Source organism: Verrucomicrobium sp. BvORR106, from assembly GCF_000739655.1.
Lineage (GTDB): Bacteria > Verrucomicrobiota > Verrucomicrobiia > Verrucomicrobiales > Verrucomicrobiaceae > Verrucomicrobium.
In genome coordinates, this window is sequence record NZ_BATR01000118.1 from 22,852 (window position 1) to 38,536 (window position 15,685).

At 58.2% G+C, this 15,685-nt stretch carries 14 protein-coding genes; 6 read left to right on the plus strand and 8 right to left on the minus strand.

What is annotated here, in order from left to right:
- Window positions 1-933 carry an AEC family transporter gene (locus tag BV106_RS21545; RefSeq protein WP_038168142.1) on the minus strand — a complete coding sequence of 311 codons (933 nt, stop codon included), beginning with the start codon at window positions 931-933 and terminating at the stop codon, window positions 1-3.
- Window positions 934-1,060: 127 nt separating this feature from the next.
- Here BV106_RS21545 and BV106_RS21550 point away from each other — a divergent pair, with 127 nt between their 5' ends.
- The 6 genes from BV106_RS21550 to ffh all read left to right on the plus strand — a co-directional run bounded on the left by BV106_RS21550 (window position 1,061) and on the right by ffh (window position 7,786).
- The gene (locus tag BV106_RS21550; RefSeq protein ID WP_038168144.1) at window positions 1,061-1,588 is read left to right on the plus strand and encodes a hypothetical protein; all 528 of its coding nucleotides are present in this window, start codon (window positions 1,061-1,063) and stop codon (window positions 1,586-1,588) included.
- A gap of 18 nt (window positions 1,589-1,606) precedes the next feature.
- The gene (locus tag BV106_RS21555; protein ID WP_038168155.1) at window positions 1,607-2,575 is read left to right on the plus strand and encodes a LysM peptidoglycan-binding domain-containing protein; all 969 of its coding nucleotides are present in this window, start codon (window positions 1,607-1,609) and stop codon (window positions 2,573-2,575) included.
- Between the two features lie 27 nt (window positions 2,576-2,602).
- On the plus strand, window positions 2,603-3,565 hold the full coding sequence (locus tag BV106_RS21560) for an acetyl-CoA carboxylase carboxyltransferase subunit alpha (protein WP_038168158.1): 963 nt from the start codon (window positions 2,603-2,605) through the stop codon (window positions 3,563-3,565).
- Window positions 3,566-3,752: 187 nt separating this feature from the next.
- Window positions 3,753-4,793, plus strand: coding sequence for a hypothetical protein (locus BV106_RS21565; protein WP_265595931.1), 1,041 nt, complete (start codon window positions 3,753-3,755; stop codon window positions 4,791-4,793).
- A gap of 100 nt (window positions 4,794-4,893) precedes the next feature.
- Entirely contained in the window at window positions 4,894-6,279 is a 1,386-nt protein-coding gene (locus BV106_RS21570) for a polysaccharide deacetylase family protein (protein WP_038168161.1), read from the plus strand.
- Between the two features lie 55 nt (window positions 6,280-6,334).
- A complete protein-coding gene (ffh, locus tag BV106_RS21575) occupies window positions 6,335-7,786 on the plus strand; it encodes a signal recognition particle protein (protein ID WP_038168163.1) in 1,452 nt (483 codons plus the stop codon).
- Window positions 7,787-7,983: 197 nt separating this feature from the next.
- Here ffh and BV106_RS21580 read toward each other — a convergent pair whose 3' ends face one another.
- The 7 genes from BV106_RS21580 to BV106_RS21610 all read right to left on the minus strand — a co-directional run bounded on the left by BV106_RS21580 (window position 7,984) and on the right by BV106_RS21610 (window position 15,496).
- Window positions 7,984-8,421: a hypothetical protein gene (locus BV106_RS21580; protein ID WP_038168166.1), complete on the minus strand. Its 438-nt coding sequence runs from the start codon at window positions 8,419-8,421 to the stop codon at window positions 7,984-7,986.
- A gap of 757 nt (window positions 8,422-9,178) precedes the next feature.
- A complete protein-coding gene (locus tag BV106_RS21585) occupies window positions 9,179-9,595 on the minus strand; it encodes a hypothetical protein (RefSeq protein WP_038168168.1) in 417 nt (138 codons plus the stop codon).
- A 162-nt stretch (window positions 9,596-9,757) separates the two neighbouring features.
- Window positions 9,758-10,876: a TonB-dependent receptor gene (locus BV106_RS21590; RefSeq protein WP_038168170.1), complete on the minus strand. Its 1,119-nt coding sequence runs from the start codon at window positions 10,874-10,876 to the stop codon at window positions 9,758-9,760.
- Window positions 10,873-11,601, minus strand: a complete 729-nt coding sequence (locus BV106_RS21595) for a TonB-dependent receptor plug domain-containing protein (RefSeq protein ID WP_038168172.1) — start codon at window positions 11,599-11,601, stop codon at window positions 10,873-10,875. Before BV106_RS21595 ends, BV106_RS21590 begins: the two co-directional genes overlap by 4 nt.
- Window positions 11,602-11,646: 45 nt before the next feature.
- On the minus strand, window positions 11,647-14,121 hold the full coding sequence (locus BV106_RS36020) for a formylglycine-generating enzyme family protein (protein ID WP_051946152.1): 2,475 nt from the start codon (window positions 14,119-14,121) through the stop codon (window positions 11,647-11,649).
- Complete coding sequence (locus tag BV106_RS36025) at window positions 14,118-14,618, minus strand: G8 domain-containing protein (protein ID WP_051946153.1); 501 nt, start codon at window positions 14,616-14,618, stop codon at window positions 14,118-14,120. The genes BV106_RS36020 and BV106_RS36025 overlap by 4 nt, the downstream gene beginning before the upstream one ends.
- A gap of 257 nt (window positions 14,619-14,875) precedes the next feature.
- Window positions 14,876-15,496 (minus strand): cytochrome P460 family protein, encoded by a 621-nt coding sequence (locus BV106_RS21610; protein ID WP_081892079.1) that lies wholly within the window; start codon window positions 15,494-15,496, stop codon window positions 14,876-14,878.
- Between the last annotated feature and the right edge of the window lie 189 nt (window positions 15,497-15,685).

Below are 15,685 nucleotides of genomic sequence, written 5' to 3' on the forward strand. Positions count from 1 at the left end.
TCAGGCCGCCAGCCACAACTTCAGCAGGCTCAGGGTCACCGTGGTCGTGAGCATGCTGAATAAGGTGGTGTAATAGACTGATGAGGTGGCGAATGAAATATCGCCACCGAATTCGTGAGCCAGGAGGGCAGTGTTGACTGCGGTAGGGGCGCCGGTGGCCAGGACCAACGAGGCGGCCACTGCCGGGGGAAAGCCCATAAGCTGAGTCAGCCCCAACGCGAGTAGGGGGCTCAGGATGAGGCGGATGCCCAAGGCAGTGTACAAAGGCGCGTGAAAAGGAGCGGGGCGGGTTTGGGACATCTGAACCCCCAGAGTGAGGAGGGCAAATCCCACCAAGGCGGCCTGGAGCAGATCCAGTGGTTGCCAGAGCCAGGTCACCTCCTGAAGGCGGAGCCCTAGGGATTTGGCCAGCACCCCTGCCAGCAGCGCGTAGAGAGTGGGTTGGCGCAGCATCCCATTCAGGGCCCGCCAGTGCGCCCCCGGTTTCTCACCGCGTTCCTGGGCCAGGAACAGGCCCAGAGTGAAGGTGGCAACGTTCATCGTCGCCAGGACGTACACCTGCACTGCAGCCCCCTCATGGCCAAAGGCCAGTGTCACCAAGGGCAGGCCATAGTTCCCGCAATTGTAGAACATCGTGGCCAGTCGCAGTGCCTGTCTCTGCTGGGCGTGCATGCCAAGAACCTTGGCGGCGATCGTGCTCAAGACGAACATGGAGGCGATGGTGGCGAGCGTGAATCCGACGATTTGCAGCGCCTCCTGGCCGCCCAGCTCTGTGTCCAGCACCCGGGTGAAGATGAATGCCGGGACCAGCAGGTAGATGTTCAGTTTGACCAGGGTCTCCAGATGCAGGCGGAACTTCCGGTCCAAAAGCCACCCCAATCCCACGACGAAAAAAATGGGAGCACAAACATTCAGGAAGAGGTCAAAGAACATCGCCGCAGATTCATGGGGGCCGGCTTCGCATTCAAGAGCGATGTGATGGAATCCCTTCCGCAGCCCTCAGCCTCAAAAAACGCTAGCCACGAGGCCATTCCGCACTACCCTCTGCTCCCTCCTAGTAATGCATTCTGAGTTCGATTTTCAGTACGCGATCGAAAACACGAAGGTTCTTCACGAACCTGATCGTCGCATTGATACGTTTGGCACCACCCAGTTCGAGTTCCAACTGGTGACCGAACTCATGGACTCCACCAATGTCACCCGGGTGCGCCATGGCCGGATCGAGGCAGAACGCCCCATGATAGTCACCCCCACGGTGACCGATGACTGGAGCTTCGAGGGGTTTGGGGCCGAGGCGGAGGCGTTTGGGCAGTGGGTGAAGAACCACCTGAAGGACCTTGCGATCCTGCGTTACCGGTTCAATTTTAAGCGTACTACGGTGAGCGAGGAAGTCGTTCACGAGTCATTTGCCACGGTGTGCGACAAGCTGCTGACCGAGCAGCGCGCCTCTGGCAATCCCATGCGAGCCATCATCCAGGGAGTCGATGACACTTGGGAGATCTCGCTGCTGCGGTTCTTTTTCGAAATGATTGAGAAGTCCCACAACATCAACATGTTCGATTTCAAGCGTCGGGGCCTGCTGGGCTGATAGGACGCCACGGATACGATGAGCCGTTTCAAAATTCTCGTCTTCCTGCTTGCGGTGGGTATCGCAGGTTCGGTGCTTGCTGCTGCCTACTGGTACTACACCCGGGTTCTCGGGCATGAGTCCGTGGTGCAAGGGCAGATCAAGAACCTGCAAGGCAAACACACCAACCTGCCTGATCCGGGCGTGCGCCGTTTTGATGAGGCGATGGAGCTCATCAACAACTCGAATTACACAGAGGGTCGCAAGGCGCTCTATCGACTGCTGGACAGCTTCCCTGAAACCACTGCTGGACCAGAAGCCCGCCGAATCATCGGTGAGCTGAACATGGACATGCTTTTCTCCCAGGAGGCCAATCCTCAAAGAAAAGACTACATCGTTCAGCCGGGGGACTCCATGGGGAGGATCGCCAACAAGAACCAGACCAGTGTGGAGTGCATCATGCGCGCCAACGGGATGCTGAGCACGAACCTGCAGCCGGGGGATCACCTTTTTGTATTTCCGCTCGACTTCGAGATCGTGGTGGATCTTTCCTCCAAGACGGTCCAGCTCTGGCGCGGGACCCGGGAGAAGGGGTACTTCTTCAAGGAATATCAAGCTCTGGAGATCCGCCTGCCCCCTGGGATGAAGGCTCCCGCCGAGACAGTCATCCAGGCAAAGAGCGCCTGGCATAATGGCAAGTCCGTGACCTCCGAGAATCCGATTTTCATCAGTGCTGACAAATGGCTGGTTGGGCACAAGACCGGATTCAACGTCCGGGGTCTGCCCAAGGCAAAGCCGCTGGTTGATAAGACGACGAATCCTTCCCAGCCGACTGCGGCGAACAAAGGGAAGTCCAAAGGCGGCTCCAAGGCCGCCAATAAAGTTGTGGACGACGACGACGATGACCTGGCGGGCATCCCGGAGACCGGGGTGTTTTTGGCCCGGGAGGACATCGAAGAACTCTTCACAATCGTCCGCACGCAGACGAAATTGTTCGTCGCGCGCTAACTCTAAATTCAACTTTTTGTCAGCAACATGAAACAAGTTTTGGAATTCGAAAAGCCGCTGGTCAAGGCGCGTGAAGAGCTGGAAGAGCTGCGGCGTAAACAGGCGTTGAAGAACACGGGCAAAGTCACTCTTGCCATTGCCGATCTGGAGAAGAAACTGGCAGAGCTACAGGAGGAGACTTACGCCAACCTCAGCCCCTGGCAGCGCGTGCAAATCGCGCGTCACATCCAGCGCCCGTATATGCTAGATTACGCCAGACTCTGTTTTGATGAGTTTGTCGAATTGCACGGGGACCGCCACATCGGGGATGACAATGCGATGCCTGGCGGGTTTGCCACCCTCAATGGCCAGCGCGTGATGCTGATCGGTCAACAAAAAGGCCGTGATACCAAGGAAAACTTGCTGCGTAACTTCGGCAGTGCCCACCCTGAAGGGTATCGCAAGGCCCTCCGTCTCATGCGCATGGCAGAGAAGTTCGGTCTCCCGGTCATCTGCATGATCGATACCCCGGGAGCCTTCCCTGGCATCGGGGCTGAGGAGCGCAACATTGCAGAGGCCATTGCCTTTAACCTGTTGGAGATGATGAAGATCCGCACTCCGATGGTCTCTGTGGTCATCGGTGAAGGGGGTTCCGGTGGGGCCCTGGGCATCGGCGTCACCGACCGCGTTATGATGCTGGAAAATGCCTACTACTCGGTGATTTCACCGGAAGGTTGTGCCGCCATTCTTTGGAAGCACCGCCAGCACGCTCCGGAGGCTGCGCAGGCTCTGAAGCTAAGCGCTCCTGACCTGATGGATTTGGGGATCATTGATCAGATCGTCCCTGAGCCACACGGTGGGGCGCACCACGACCACCATGCGGTGGCGGCCTCGCTGAAGTCCGCTCTCGTTTCAGCCCTCGCGGAACTGACCCCGCTGGGTACGGAAGATCTGCTGCAGAAGCGGTACGAGAAGTTCCGCGCCTTCGGCAAGTTTACGGAAGGCGAGTAATCCCTCCGGGTAAGTTGGTCGTGGGTGACGGAAACGTGACCCACGGCTTGATACGCCGTGGCGGGACGGGGTAAAGTGGAGCATGGCAGAAGGGGATGGCGCAAGCTCAGGTTCAGGTTCGGTTCTGAAGGGTGAAGTCGTCTACTTTTACGCGTTTGACGTTGCTTATGAGTTTCGTCGCCCCGGCTTGACCCATCTACTCGGTCAGCCACTGGTGGCCCAGCATGTGGGGGTTTCGAAGAGGAGTCCCCGTCAGCAGTTGTTCTATCAGCCGCGCATGGCCCGGCTGGAGCCCTTGGATCTAACCATCGACGGGGGCAAGATTGTCCGCGTGGGGCGGTCGGTGAAAGTCCTCCCCATCGGAGCGATTAGTCTGACGCTGCGGGTTTCATTTGAGGTGGAGCGCCTGGAGCAACTCAGCCAATTTCACCGATCTCATTTTGCTGGCGGAGCCCTCCAACGGCATGCCAGGGAGCTGTCCGAGACATTGCGGCAGGAACTGGGGACCGTCGCGGTCCGCCCTGTCGAGACGCTTCAGGAGGAGGAGGCCTACACCGTGTTCTGCGTGGAGTCACCTGGTGGGGCGGTGGGAGGGCAGTGGTTCAATGCGGAGGAGTGGTTTCGTGCCAACCGGAGGACCATCGCCACGCTCATCACCCAGGAAACGTCCGACCCACCGCTGTCGCACCAGGAGGCGCTGGAATCGACCAGCAAGCACCTGTCCTACTACCAGTCGGACTTGATCGTGGTGGACTGGGATGCTGCCCTCATCGTGGACCGACCGGCGGATTTCGAGGAGTCACTGTTCGTGATGGAACTGGCCAATGTTCAGCTGGAGGAGTTGGAAGCCTATGACCAGCTCATTGACACCGCACTGGAACGTTCCTACGCGGACTTGCAGCGTCCGCCCCGGATCCGCGATCACAAGAGGCTCCTGCCTCATCTGAGGGAGGTTCGCATCGATCTGGCCCGATTCAGTGATGAGCTTTCCAACATCACGAAGTTCTTTGGTGACTGGCACCTGGCGCGTCTCTATGACACGGTTTCCCGGCGCTTCCACCTGCCAGACTGGCACCGTAGCATTGATGAGAAGCTGAAGACGCTGGACGACCTGTATGAGATGCTAAAACAGGAGCAGAATCACCGCATCATGCTGGTGCTGGAGGCCTCCATCGTGCTGATGTTTGTGATCGATATCGTGCTGCTCCTGGCAGAGCTCGCCAAGTAGGGGCCGCAGGCGGGGATCTGGCGCTCGGGAGCCGGGAAACGTATGCTCGTTGAATGCACAACCTGCTCGCATTTTCCCGCTCCGTACGTAACGTCACTGGATGCGCCCCCGCAGTTCCATTTTTGGTGCCTCACTAGATCGTTCTCTGCCTTGGCTGAAGCAGCTGGCAGTGGCGGTACTGTGCCTTTGCGTCCTGACCTCATGCCTGGAAAAGCTCAAGGAATTCCTCCCCAAGCCGCCTCCACCCGCGCCTCCACCTCCAGTGGAAGCTCCGCTCACGGCTGAGGAGGAGAAGCTTCAGCAGGCGCTGGAGAACGGAAAGATGTTTTCGGCGGATGGCAGCGAGATCGAGGTGCCCAAGGCTGAGCTGTTTGAGCTGAACAAGTCCGCGCTGGTGTCGATCATGTGTTACCATGACTTTGCGGAGAAACCTTCCCGCAGCGACATGGTGATCACGGCCACCACCTTCCGCACGCAGATGCAGGCGCTGAAGGACGCGAAGATACCGGTGATTCCCCTGGCCGATGTGCTGGCTTGGAAAAAGGGGGAGAAGAATATTCCGGAAGAGTCCGTGGTCATCACCATGGATGACGGCTGGCTGGGGGTGCATGAGTATTGCTTTCCGATTCTGAAAGAGTTCAACTACCCGTTCACGGTGTATCTCTACAAAAACTACGTGAACCGCGGCGGACGCTCTCTGACGCTCGACCAGATTCGCGAGATGATGAAGTATGGGGCCGAGCTGGGCAGCCACAGTGTTTCCCACCAAGCGCTCACCGCCCGGCACGGGAAGACGGATGAGCAGTACCGCAAGTGGCTGGAGGTTGAGATCGTCGAATCCAAGAAGTTCCTGGAGGAGACCTTCGGCGTCCCATGCCGAACCTTTGCCTATCCTTATGGCAACAAGTCAGACGAGATCGCCCAGATGTGTCTGGATGCTGGCTATGAAGCCGCGGTCACGGTGAACCCGCAGAAAACGACTTGGGACACCCCCAACGGCAAGCTGCCCCGCTTCGTGCAGATCGGCGACAAGGATGTGAACTTCCGCCTGGCCACTAACTTCCGCGGGGGCGGCGGCAACATCGCGGACAGCAAGTTTCTTAGAACCGATGAAGTGGACGAGCACGGCAACAAGCTTGTCACGCTCCGTCCCGAGCCTGGGACGACCATTACGGATCGCCGGCCATTGATCGAGGCCAACCTCGCCCGGGTGGGGCCGGTGCTGCCGGAGAGTCTTGCACTTCGCGTCAGCGGCTTCGGTCTGGTTCCTGTGGAGTTCGATCCTACAACGCAGACGGTCCGCTTCCGCGTACCGCAGATGCTGCGCCTGGAGGAATGTACCGCGCAGCTCTCCTTCCGTCGCGCCACCGCAGACAAGGCGGAGGTTCTTAGTTGGAAGTTCAAGGTCGACCAGGCCACTGCCTACCAGCCCACCGCCGGCTCCGCCGCTGCCACAACACCTCCTCCTCCAGCGCCCAAAGCTTAGTTTCCCACCGCGGCGCACTCCCGACTGTTCCAATTTCATCTCCTTTTCAACTGCCATGTTCGACGCTCTCCAGGAAAAACTCGAAGGTGCTTTCAAGAAGCTCCGCGGTCACAGCAAGATCAGTGAATCCAACATCAGCGATGCGCTGCGTGAGATTCGAATGGGGTTGCTGGAGGCAGATGTGGACTTCAAGGTCGCCAAGGACTTGGTTGAAAACGTCAAAACCAAGGCACTGGGCGAGGAAGTGCTGCGGACCGTCTCACCCAGCCAGCAGATCGTTAAGATCTTTCACGACGAACTGGTCGTCTTGCTGGGGGAAGGCACTGCCACCCTCGATCTGAACCCTCCCCAGCGCCTGCTTATTGCCGGTCTCAACGGAGCGGGTAAAACCACCACCTCGGGCAAGCTTGCAGCCCATCTGAAGAAGCAGGGCAAGAAGCCGCTGCTGATCGCCTGTGACGTCTTCAGACCTGCTGCGGTGAAGCAACTCGTCGTGTTGGGGGAGAGCATCGGGGTACCGGTGTTCCAGCCAGAAGAAGGGGAGAAAGACGCGGTTCGTGCAGCAAAACAAGGACTTGAGTGGGTGGAGAAGCAGGGGGGCGGTATTGCCATCTTCGACACCGCTGGTCGTCAGGAAGTGGACGAAGGCCTGCTGGAAGAGCTCATCAAGATCAAGAATGTCGTGCAACCTCGTGAGGTGCTGCTCGTCGCGGACGCCGCCACCGGGCAACAGGCCGTGAGCGTAGCCAAGACCTTCAACGACGCGATCGGTATTACCGGGCTGGTGATGACGAAGCTGGACGGTGACGCGCGTGGGGGTGCCTTGCTCTCCATGAAGCAGGTCACGGGATGTCCGGTGAAGTTCGTGGGCATGGGGGAGAAGATCGAGCAGCTCGAAGTCTTCCACCCCGACCGCATGGCTCAGCGCATCCTGGGGATGGGGGATGTGGTCTCGCTCGTGGAGAAGGCCGCAGATGCCATCAACGAAGAAGACGCCATGCGCATCGCCAAGCGTGTGCAGGAGGCGAAGTTCGACTTCACTGACTTCTTGGGTCAGATGAAGTTCATGCGCAAATTGGGTCCCTTGGAATCCATTCTCGGTATGCTGCCGGGCATGGGGGCGCTGAAGGGCCTGAATGTGGAGGAGAAGCGGATGAAGCACGTGGAAGCCATCATCCTGAGCATGACTCTCAAGGAGCGCGCCAAGCCAGAGCTGCTCAACGGCAGCCGTCGCAAGCGCATTGCCAATGGCAGTGGTCGGCCTGTGGTGGAGGTGAACCAGTTGCTCAAGCAGTTCGAGATGATGCGCAAGCTCATGCGGAACAAGGGCATGATGAAGGGTCTCATGGGGAGCATGATGGGCGGAGGCGGCGGGGCTGGTGGCATGCCAGATCTTAGCAGCCTCGGCGGGATGGGAGGGATGGGCGGCATGCCTCCGGGCTTCGGTGGCGGTGGCAAAGGGGGAATGCCCAAAATGAGCAAGCGGCCCAAGGGCTTCAAATTTTAGACCCGGAAGCAGTCCCGCTCGGTTGACAGGGTACAAGAGCCTTCCCGGCTCTTGGGCGCTGGGTCATTGGGGGAACAAGAACCGAGACGGTTCTTCTACAGTGGCGGCGAGGTCATCCCGACAGGTCGGGGTTACCTAGCAGTGACTGTCGCCTCCAGGCGATGGGAGCATCCCGGAAACAAGCTTTCCGAGGATCGCTAAGGGCCCTTCTTCTCGTCTTTTGCGCCTGCTTCTGGGGGCGGCACGAGGGGCGTGACCTCGGCAGTCGGGTTGGCCATGTCCCAGATTTTTAGCTCGATGGGGCGTGCCATCAGAGGCTTGATCTTCTCATCCATGATGAGGGTGTACTCCTTCAGCGCGGCATCCAGTTGAGCACGGGTCACGGGCGCATCCACAGGGATGCCCGCAGTTGGTCCCTTTTTGAAGTCCTCCTTGAGCGCGAAAATCTGGTCGTCCAGAAAGGACGCAGTTCGCGTGGTCTCCTCAAGCTTCTTGCGCGTGTCTTCCAGTTCCTGACGCAGTTTTTCCAGGGCATGTTCCTGATGCACCACGCGTGATTCCACGGTCAGCGTCAAATACCCAACCGCCAGCGCGATGAGCACGCTGAGGATGGCCGGAATGTGGTTCATGCTCATGCGTTTTCGATCCCAGGGAAGCGAAGACAGGTGCGACGGACACAAGACGATCGTCCGAACAGAATCCCGCAAGGGCGCCCGGAAGGTCGATTCTTAAACACCATAACACTCAATACGATCCCGTCGAGAAGCTTGCGCGTAGGAGGCCCGTGAAATGGCATTTCCCTGTCGGGTTGTCGTCCGTCAAGCTTGGGGGCTTGGCCTCGGGAAGCCCGAGACAGGACCGGGCGGCAAAACGAACGTTCCGCATCGGGGGCAGAGAAAGCACGAAGGCGTCTGGGTGTAGTCGAGGACTTTGACGTCCTTGGTTCGAGGTGCTTCGGGATTTTCCCGACGTGGTTTGAAGTAGAGGTGCTGGTAGCCATAGCCGAACAGGAGAAAGCCCAAGCCCGTGGAGTGAATGTCCGCTTTGCCCAAGGTCATCTTTTCCCCACAACAGGGGCAGGGGAGCGGGTGGGGAGCAGTTGGCATGGAGCAAAAACGCAGCCTCAGGCGAAGATCTCACGAGCGTCCTGTTGCTCTTTGCCGAAGTGCCCTTTGCTTCGATTCGAGAACAAGGTATTCTAGTAGGGTCAAAATTTCAGCAACCAAGCAATCCCTATGAAATCCAACGACGCCAGAAAAGAGAAGAAGAAGGCCCCAAGCAAAACTCCCAAGGAGAAGAAGCTCGCCAAGGCCGAGAAGAAGAAGAACAAGTAGTCCGTCTACGAGCGAGAGGTGGCAGTCAGCGTGGGCCGGAAGGTTCCACCTCATTGAGTCATGGAAAAGCGTACTCAGGCGTTCGATGCTCCTGAGGTGCCGCCAGACTGCGTTTTGGACTGCCATCTCCGATCGAAAAGCTGTTGTGCTTGCGATCCAGTTCAGCTTGCCAGACACCGCGCTCCGTCACCGTGATGACGTCTGAGGTGGGGTCATAGGTCATGACGACATTCCGCCAACGGGTCGCTTGGTGGTCAATGTAGCACCAGCCCCAAGGTCCGCCTGCCGAGCGCATGTAGAAAGCGACGGTGTAGGGCTCTGCACTCCAGTTGCATCTTTGAGTGACCATGTACTCGGAGCCGTCTGGCAGCCGCATAGAGGCGGCCACTCCGCTGCCTCCCGGCTGTAGGACGATAAGAAGGGTCGCCAGGGCGAGTGTGGCCAAGACACCGAAGAGAAGAGCAACAGTTCTCATGATGGTTCTCCAACCGATGATCGAAGTCTGACTCAGTGTGTGGTGTCCGAACTCTCTTCCCCTTCACACGGATAGCAAGTGTGACTTGTGTTTCCATAAGCAAAAAAGGATGCGGACTGGTCCGCATCCCCTTGGGATGATTTATCCAAATGTCGATTGGGGCTAGAACTTCACCTCCACACCGAAGGTGACAATCCGAGGCGCACCGGGCTGAACAATGTCAGCGAAGCCCTGGGTGGCCAGATAGTAAGTTTCATCCGTGACGTTCTGGCAGGTGAGTTTGAAGTTCCAGTTGCGCCACTGGTAGTACAAGCCGGCGTCAAACCGCCAGTAGTCGGGAAGGGCAAAGCTGTTGGTGGCGTCGCCAGCGCGTTCCCCCACATAGATGACCCCCGCGCCCAGGCTGAGCCCCTTAAGGAGCCAGCGGCTCGTGTCGTAACGGAGGCGCAGCCCCGCCTGGGTATTGGGAACGTTGTAGAACTCCTTGCCCTTCGTGAGAGGATCCAGGGTCTCGGTGATCTCGGAATCCATGAAGGCAATGCCACCCTGGATGTCGAGATCTTCCGTAATCTTGCCTGTCATCTCATACTCAAGCCCACGGACACGAACCGTGCCCAGAGGAACAACGAAGGTGAAGGTGGGATCCGTCGGGTCGGATTCTAACAGGTTCTTGCGTTCGGTTTCATACACTGAGAGGGACGCCTGCAGTCGGTTGTTGAAGAAGCTTCCCTTCAGACCGGCTTCAAAACTGGTGGCTTCCAGGGCATCCGGGAAACTGCCGTTCGACAGGAGGCCAGACTGGGGCTGGAAGGAGTTGCTGTATCCCGCGAAGAGGGAAACGTTGCTGAGCACATCCACCACGGCACCGGCGCGCCAGGAGAGATTCTGATCAGAGAAACCTTCTACAGGGTCCAGGGGGCTGGTGCGTACGTTGCGAGTGAACGCGATATCATCTTCATACCAGTCGTAGCGGACCCCGCCAAGCAGATGAACCCGCTCACTGATGTCCAGCTTGTGCTGATAGTACACGCCGTACTCTTCCAGCTCTTCTGAAAGGCGGAAATCCCGTGCGCCTGCCGGGATGGAGGTTGGATCTGAAGGATCTGCCGGCGGCCGCTTGATCGGCGGCAGACCGTAAACGGGATGTCTGAAATCAATGGGTCGCAAATCAAAGCCGTCTTGGGAAAGAGTCTCGGTGTAGGTGATGAGATAGTTGAATCCCAGCAACCCATGGTGTTTCACCGGTCCGGTGTCGAACTCAAGCAGCAATTCCGGCTTCACACCGTAGGAGGAGGCGCTGCCATCGATGAACTGGCCAGGCCCAGGTCTGTTGGCGTGGCGGCAAGGGCAATTGATTTGCCGTCTGGACTGGTCGCAGCAGGGGGTGCGGCGTCGGTGGGACGCCAGAGCGGGCCTGTGGCATCCAGATAGCCGCCGTAGTAGTCGTAGATTCCTATCTCACTGCCAAGAGTCAGTGATGGAGTGTACTGGGGCTTCTTGGTCACGTAGTTGACAAAGCCACCTGGATCTCCAGCACCAAATTCCACTCCGCCCGGACCTTTGAAGATTTCGACGCGTTCGATGTTGTTGAACTCCCGAGATGCCTGCAACGCCAGGCGATTGCGCATGCCGTTGACGTAGCTCTGATAGATGAAATCAAAGCCGCGGATGTTCAGCAGATCCCCGGTGCCGCCACTGTCCTCGGAGGCATTCACGCCCGGAACATAGCCAACCAGATCCCGCACTCTGCGCACAGAGGTGTCCTCAAGAAACTGGCTGGAGATGGTGTTGACCGTGTAAGGCAACTCCCGAACCGGGGCGGTGAGACCTCCCACCGTGGTGGCGGGAGGTGGACCATAGGGAGTCTGCACAGAAGGCGCCGTGACCACCACCTCGGGAAGAGTGGTGCTGGAGGCGGGGGCAGGGGCAGGCTGTTGCGCGGAAGAGGCTGAGGCGACAGCCAGAGACAGAAGCAATGGGAGCTTTGCTTTGTTGGACTTTTGCATTTTGGCAGGTTGGGTTGGTGTGAGGTTGAAATTTGAGATCCAGTCTTATGGGGATGAGTCAACAGACAGGGCCACCCGAAAGCCCAGCACATATCCTCTGGAGTTCGGGCTGTAACCATTGCGGTTGGCGGATCTGGCATTCACTGCCGGAGCTTCCCACGAGCCACCTCGGAGCACCCGCTCGTCGCCAGTAGGCGGGCCTTGCGGATCCATGGTGGGGCTGTCCTTATAGTAGGTGGGGGAGTACCAGTCTGCGCACCACTCGTAGACATTGCCGTGCATGTCGTAGAGGCCAAAGCCGTTGGGCTCTTTCTGTGCTGAAGGGTGGCTCTCATCATCGGACAAGGCACGGTTCAATTCGTCGCCATATCCAAACCAGCCAGCTTGCAACGCGGACTGCTGCGTGGTTCCAGAGGAATAGGCGGTGGTGATTCCTGCGCGACAGGCATACTCCCACTGGGCCTCCGTGGGCAGTCGTAGAGGAGCACCGCTCGCCTTGATGAAGGCGATGGCATCATGCCACGTGACCTGCTCGACCGGCTTGTCAGGGGCCTTGAAGTGGCTGGGGTTCACTCCCATTACTTTCTCGTAGAGGGCCTGGGTGATTTCGCCGGAGCTAAGGTAGAATGGCTCGCTGATGACGACCCGGTGCCGGGGGGATTCGTCAGTGGACCGCCCCACTTCGTCTGACGGACTTCCCATAAGAAAACTTCCAGCGGGAATGAGTTTGAGTTCCAGGGGGATGCCGTGCAGCTCGATGGTCTTCTTTGCCGGAAGCTTCACCAGTTTGGCGTATTCCGACACAGGCTGCCGACCATCCCAGAGCGGCCACTTGAGTCCCGAGGTGTTGACCGGTTGGTCTCGCTCGACGGGCGGCTGAACTTCGGTAGGTGCTGTCAACTCCGACACGGGTGGAGCAGCCTGGGAAGCCGCAGTGGGTTTGGGCTGGGAGATGCGCTTGCTCTGAAGAGGCCGGGTGTAGGCCAGTCGGTGACCTGTCGTCTCTGCATTTCCATTCTCATCCACTGCCTTGGCTTCAAACACACCCGATAGAGCAGGAGAGGCAAGCACCGCTACCCAGGTCGTGACAGGTCCATCTTGCAGTTCTGCGGGGATGCCATTCACGGTCACCTGCTTCACCCGCACATCATCAACAGAAACGCCGGAGACTCTTGCTGTGTAAGGGGTCAACCAGTCCACGCCGGTGATGACAGAGGAAGGATGGAAATCATCAACAGGATCGACATATCGCAACAAATCGGAGCGGTTGTTACCTGAACCCCAGTTGTTGAAGAAGGTGGATACGTGGATGTTCTGGAAGTCCACATGGTTGTAGTCGTGACCAGCGATGTTGGAACGCCAGACGACGTAGTTGATATCGTGGGCGGTGAATCCATCAATCACCACGTTGGGGGCAGTGGAATGGAACGCCCAATGGCTGCGCCAGACGAGAAAGTCTTTGATTCGGAAAGGATGCAGGGCATCGGGACCCACCCCTTGCACATCTCCGCCCAAATACGCGACGCGGTCGATGACATTGCCATCCCGATCAAGGTCTTCAGTGGTGCTCTGTCCGTGGAAGCCACCCAGGTTGAGGGCGAAGCGCCGCTGACTGCGCGCCTCATTGCCCTCGAATCGGATGAACGGGAGCGTGCGGACATCCACTTTCTTCAGTTTGCCGTCCACCTGGCGGACTCTCAACTCGGGGTCGAAGGTGTCGGTCTTGACCATCTGGAACCGGTAGCCATGTTTGTCACATTCGACCGCGACATTGCGGGTGAAGCTGTTCTGACAATTGGCCCACCAAAAGCCTGCTGCGTCGTTGGTATCGAAGGGCAGATTCTGTTCCGGGAGGGGTTTCCCCATCAAGGCCTGCACCGCCAGGTTGCGATCCATGACGTTGTTCACCTCGGTGCCGTCTTCAAAGAAAAAGCCGTGCCCAATGCTGCGAAATCCGACACAGTCCCGGACGACCAGATAGTCGGTACCATGGATGGTGAGCCATCGGTTTTTGCTGTCCCAGATGGAGCAGCCCACCACGCTGGAGCCGCGCATGGTGTCTCCGCACTGATGAAAGTGGATGGGGTATCGTCCCAGCACTCCTTCCTTACCCAGATGACGGAATTCCACGTGCGACAAGGAGCCTGCAGAGTTGTGGTGATACATGGTGTGCCCACGAACCCCGTCGGGATCTGCTGATTCCACGATGACGTTCCGGCTTAGATTAGCCACCTCTCCTCGAAAGCGCCCCACAGCCTCATGTTTGAACTTCAGCGGCTTTTTCAGCGTGAGCACGCTTCCTCTCACGTTCGAGATTTCATGTTGCTCTGTCTGGCTGTTGTCCGCAACGGAGGCGATGATGCGTCTGCCATCTTTGTCCTCCGTGTAGAAGGGGCTGCCCTCTGTGGTAGGGATGGTGATCTGATTGCCAGCATTCCAACCCGTGACAGGTTCCGCGAGCACAATTTGCGATTCCCCAGGGTAGTGGGTTTCGCCCAGTTTGACCCAGGACCGATTCAACGGCGCACCGTGTAGGTCCAGGCGTCCACCGCAGCACATGAGGGCCGGGAATGATTCTGCGCCATGTCAGGGAGGTGAGTGAGGCGGATGATCGCGGTGTGGCGGGCATCCAACGGGGCGGACGAGGTGCCTATTTCCAGGGCTGGACCATTACTGCGGTCTTCGAGCGCCATCGGCTCCCGAGGCAAGGCGTGACAGTCAAAACCCTCTTCCGCGCAATCCTCCCCTGGAGCAATACGGAGAAGGCCAACGCAAAGCAGCGTGTCGCGGTCCGTGGCGAACTTTAGTACTCCGCCGACATGAACGGCTCTGATCACCTTGGGGCTGGCCTGATCATAGGTGACCTGGTGGCTGGGTCTGATCAGCACGGTATCTCCGGGACCGGGGACTCGGCCATTCTCCCAGGTGGAGGCTTCAGACCATGCTCCTTGTTGGGCGGATCGTACCATTTCCGCCCCGAGACGGGCAAAGCTGGCGACGAGGAGCGAGACGGCCACTCCGCAAAGAGAGGCAAAAAGAAAGCTAAATCTGCGAAGTAGGCGGGACGAGACTGGCATGCGCACGCCTAGGCCTATCAAAACATGCCTGCTGGGTGCAATTCTAAATCAGACCATTTTGTCGCAGCTTTATTACATGAAATAACCATCTCGCGACATGAGTAAGAAGTGACCGAGGAACTGAGGTCAATGGATGAAAAATGAGCGATGTAGCGACATCCTTTGGGCCTCACCCCTGACGGCAGCCGCCCCGCCAGTTATCGATTCGGAAACGAACCTGGAGTCTTGGCAGTGTTTGCCCGGTGCCAAGAACCAAAGACGTAGTCTGTGGCCTTGGCGGTGGCATGGCACTGAACGCAAGAGGCAATGCGCCCACTTTCAATTTTGGCCGGATCTTCGAAGTAAAAGTACTCCCAATCACCATGGGCGGGATCGTAACCGGCCTGACGCTTAATCATGCCACCCACGCCGTTGTCTGCCGGGCGGACAGCTTTCCCATCTTCACCGACATACCCAAGAATCGACTTCTGCTTCACAATCACCGAGCCGAGAGGATAGTGGGTGAGGCCAGCATTGAAGGCATTCGCTGCCAGGGCGTTCATCTGAATGACCACCGCAGTATTGGCATGAGGCCCGTGCTTGCCCCTCGCCTTCTCCACCTCCTGTTTTGAGGCTCCTCTACAGCGCATGGCCAGAACGGGATTTACATACACCGGCTCCGGCGTGATCTTTTCGTACTTGGCGTAACCCGCTGCGATCTGGGAGACAGTGATCTGCGTGCTCTCACGCGGCTCGGCAGACTGAAGCAATACCGTGGAGCCGCACGTGAGGATGGCGGTTGATCTCGTGATCCAATGGAAGCGCCTAGGTGACTTCATGATGCACACTTTATCAGATGAACCGCGGGAGTTTGTCAGATCGGTGTCAGAAGTGTGTCACCTCGTTGTCGGGAGCCGGGGTGTCCTTTTGAAGATGAAAAAAAACCCAACGATGACTCGCGCAGAAGGCAGGTCAGCGTTGGGTTGTGAAGACCTTCGAAGGAAGGACGTGGCGGGTCGCCAGGGGCA

Bases quoted from the DNA above. Each gene is read 5' to 3' on its own strand.
- BV106_RS21545 (WP_038168142.1), bottom strand. From the start codon at position 933: ATGTTCTTTGACCTCTTCCTGAATGTTTGTGCTCCCATTTTTTTCGTC.
- BV106_RS21550 (WP_038168144.1), top strand. From the start codon at position 1,061: ATGCATTCTGAGTTCGATTTTCAGTACGCGATCGAAAACACGAAGGTT.
- BV106_RS21555 (WP_038168155.1), top strand. From the start codon at position 1,607: ATGAGCCGTTTCAAAATTCTCGTCTTCCTGCTTGCGGTGGGTATCGCA.
- BV106_RS21560 (WP_038168158.1), top strand. From the start codon at position 2,603: ATGAAACAAGTTTTGGAATTCGAAAAGCCGCTGGTCAAGGCGCGTGAA.
- BV106_RS21570 (WP_038168161.1), top strand. From the start codon at position 4,894: ATGCGCCCCCGCAGTTCCATTTTTGGTGCCTCACTAGATCGTTCTCTG.
- ffh (WP_038168163.1), top strand. From the start codon at position 6,335: ATGTTCGACGCTCTCCAGGAAAAACTCGAAGGTGCTTTCAAGAAGCTC.
- BV106_RS21580 (WP_038168166.1), bottom strand. From the start codon at position 8,421: ATGAGCATGAACCACATTCCGGCCATCCTCAGCGTGCTCATCGCGCTG.
- BV106_RS21585 (WP_038168168.1), bottom strand. From the start codon at position 9,595: ATGAGAACTGTTGCTCTTCTCTTCGGTGTCTTGGCCACACTCGCCCTG.
- BV106_RS21595 (WP_038168172.1), bottom strand. From the start codon at position 11,601: ATGCAAAAGTCCAACAAAGCAAAGCTCCCATTGCTTCTGTCTCTGGCT.
- BV106_RS21610 (WP_081892079.1), bottom strand. From the start codon at position 15,496: ATGAAGTCACCTAGGCGCTTCCATTGGATCACGAGATCAACCGCCATC.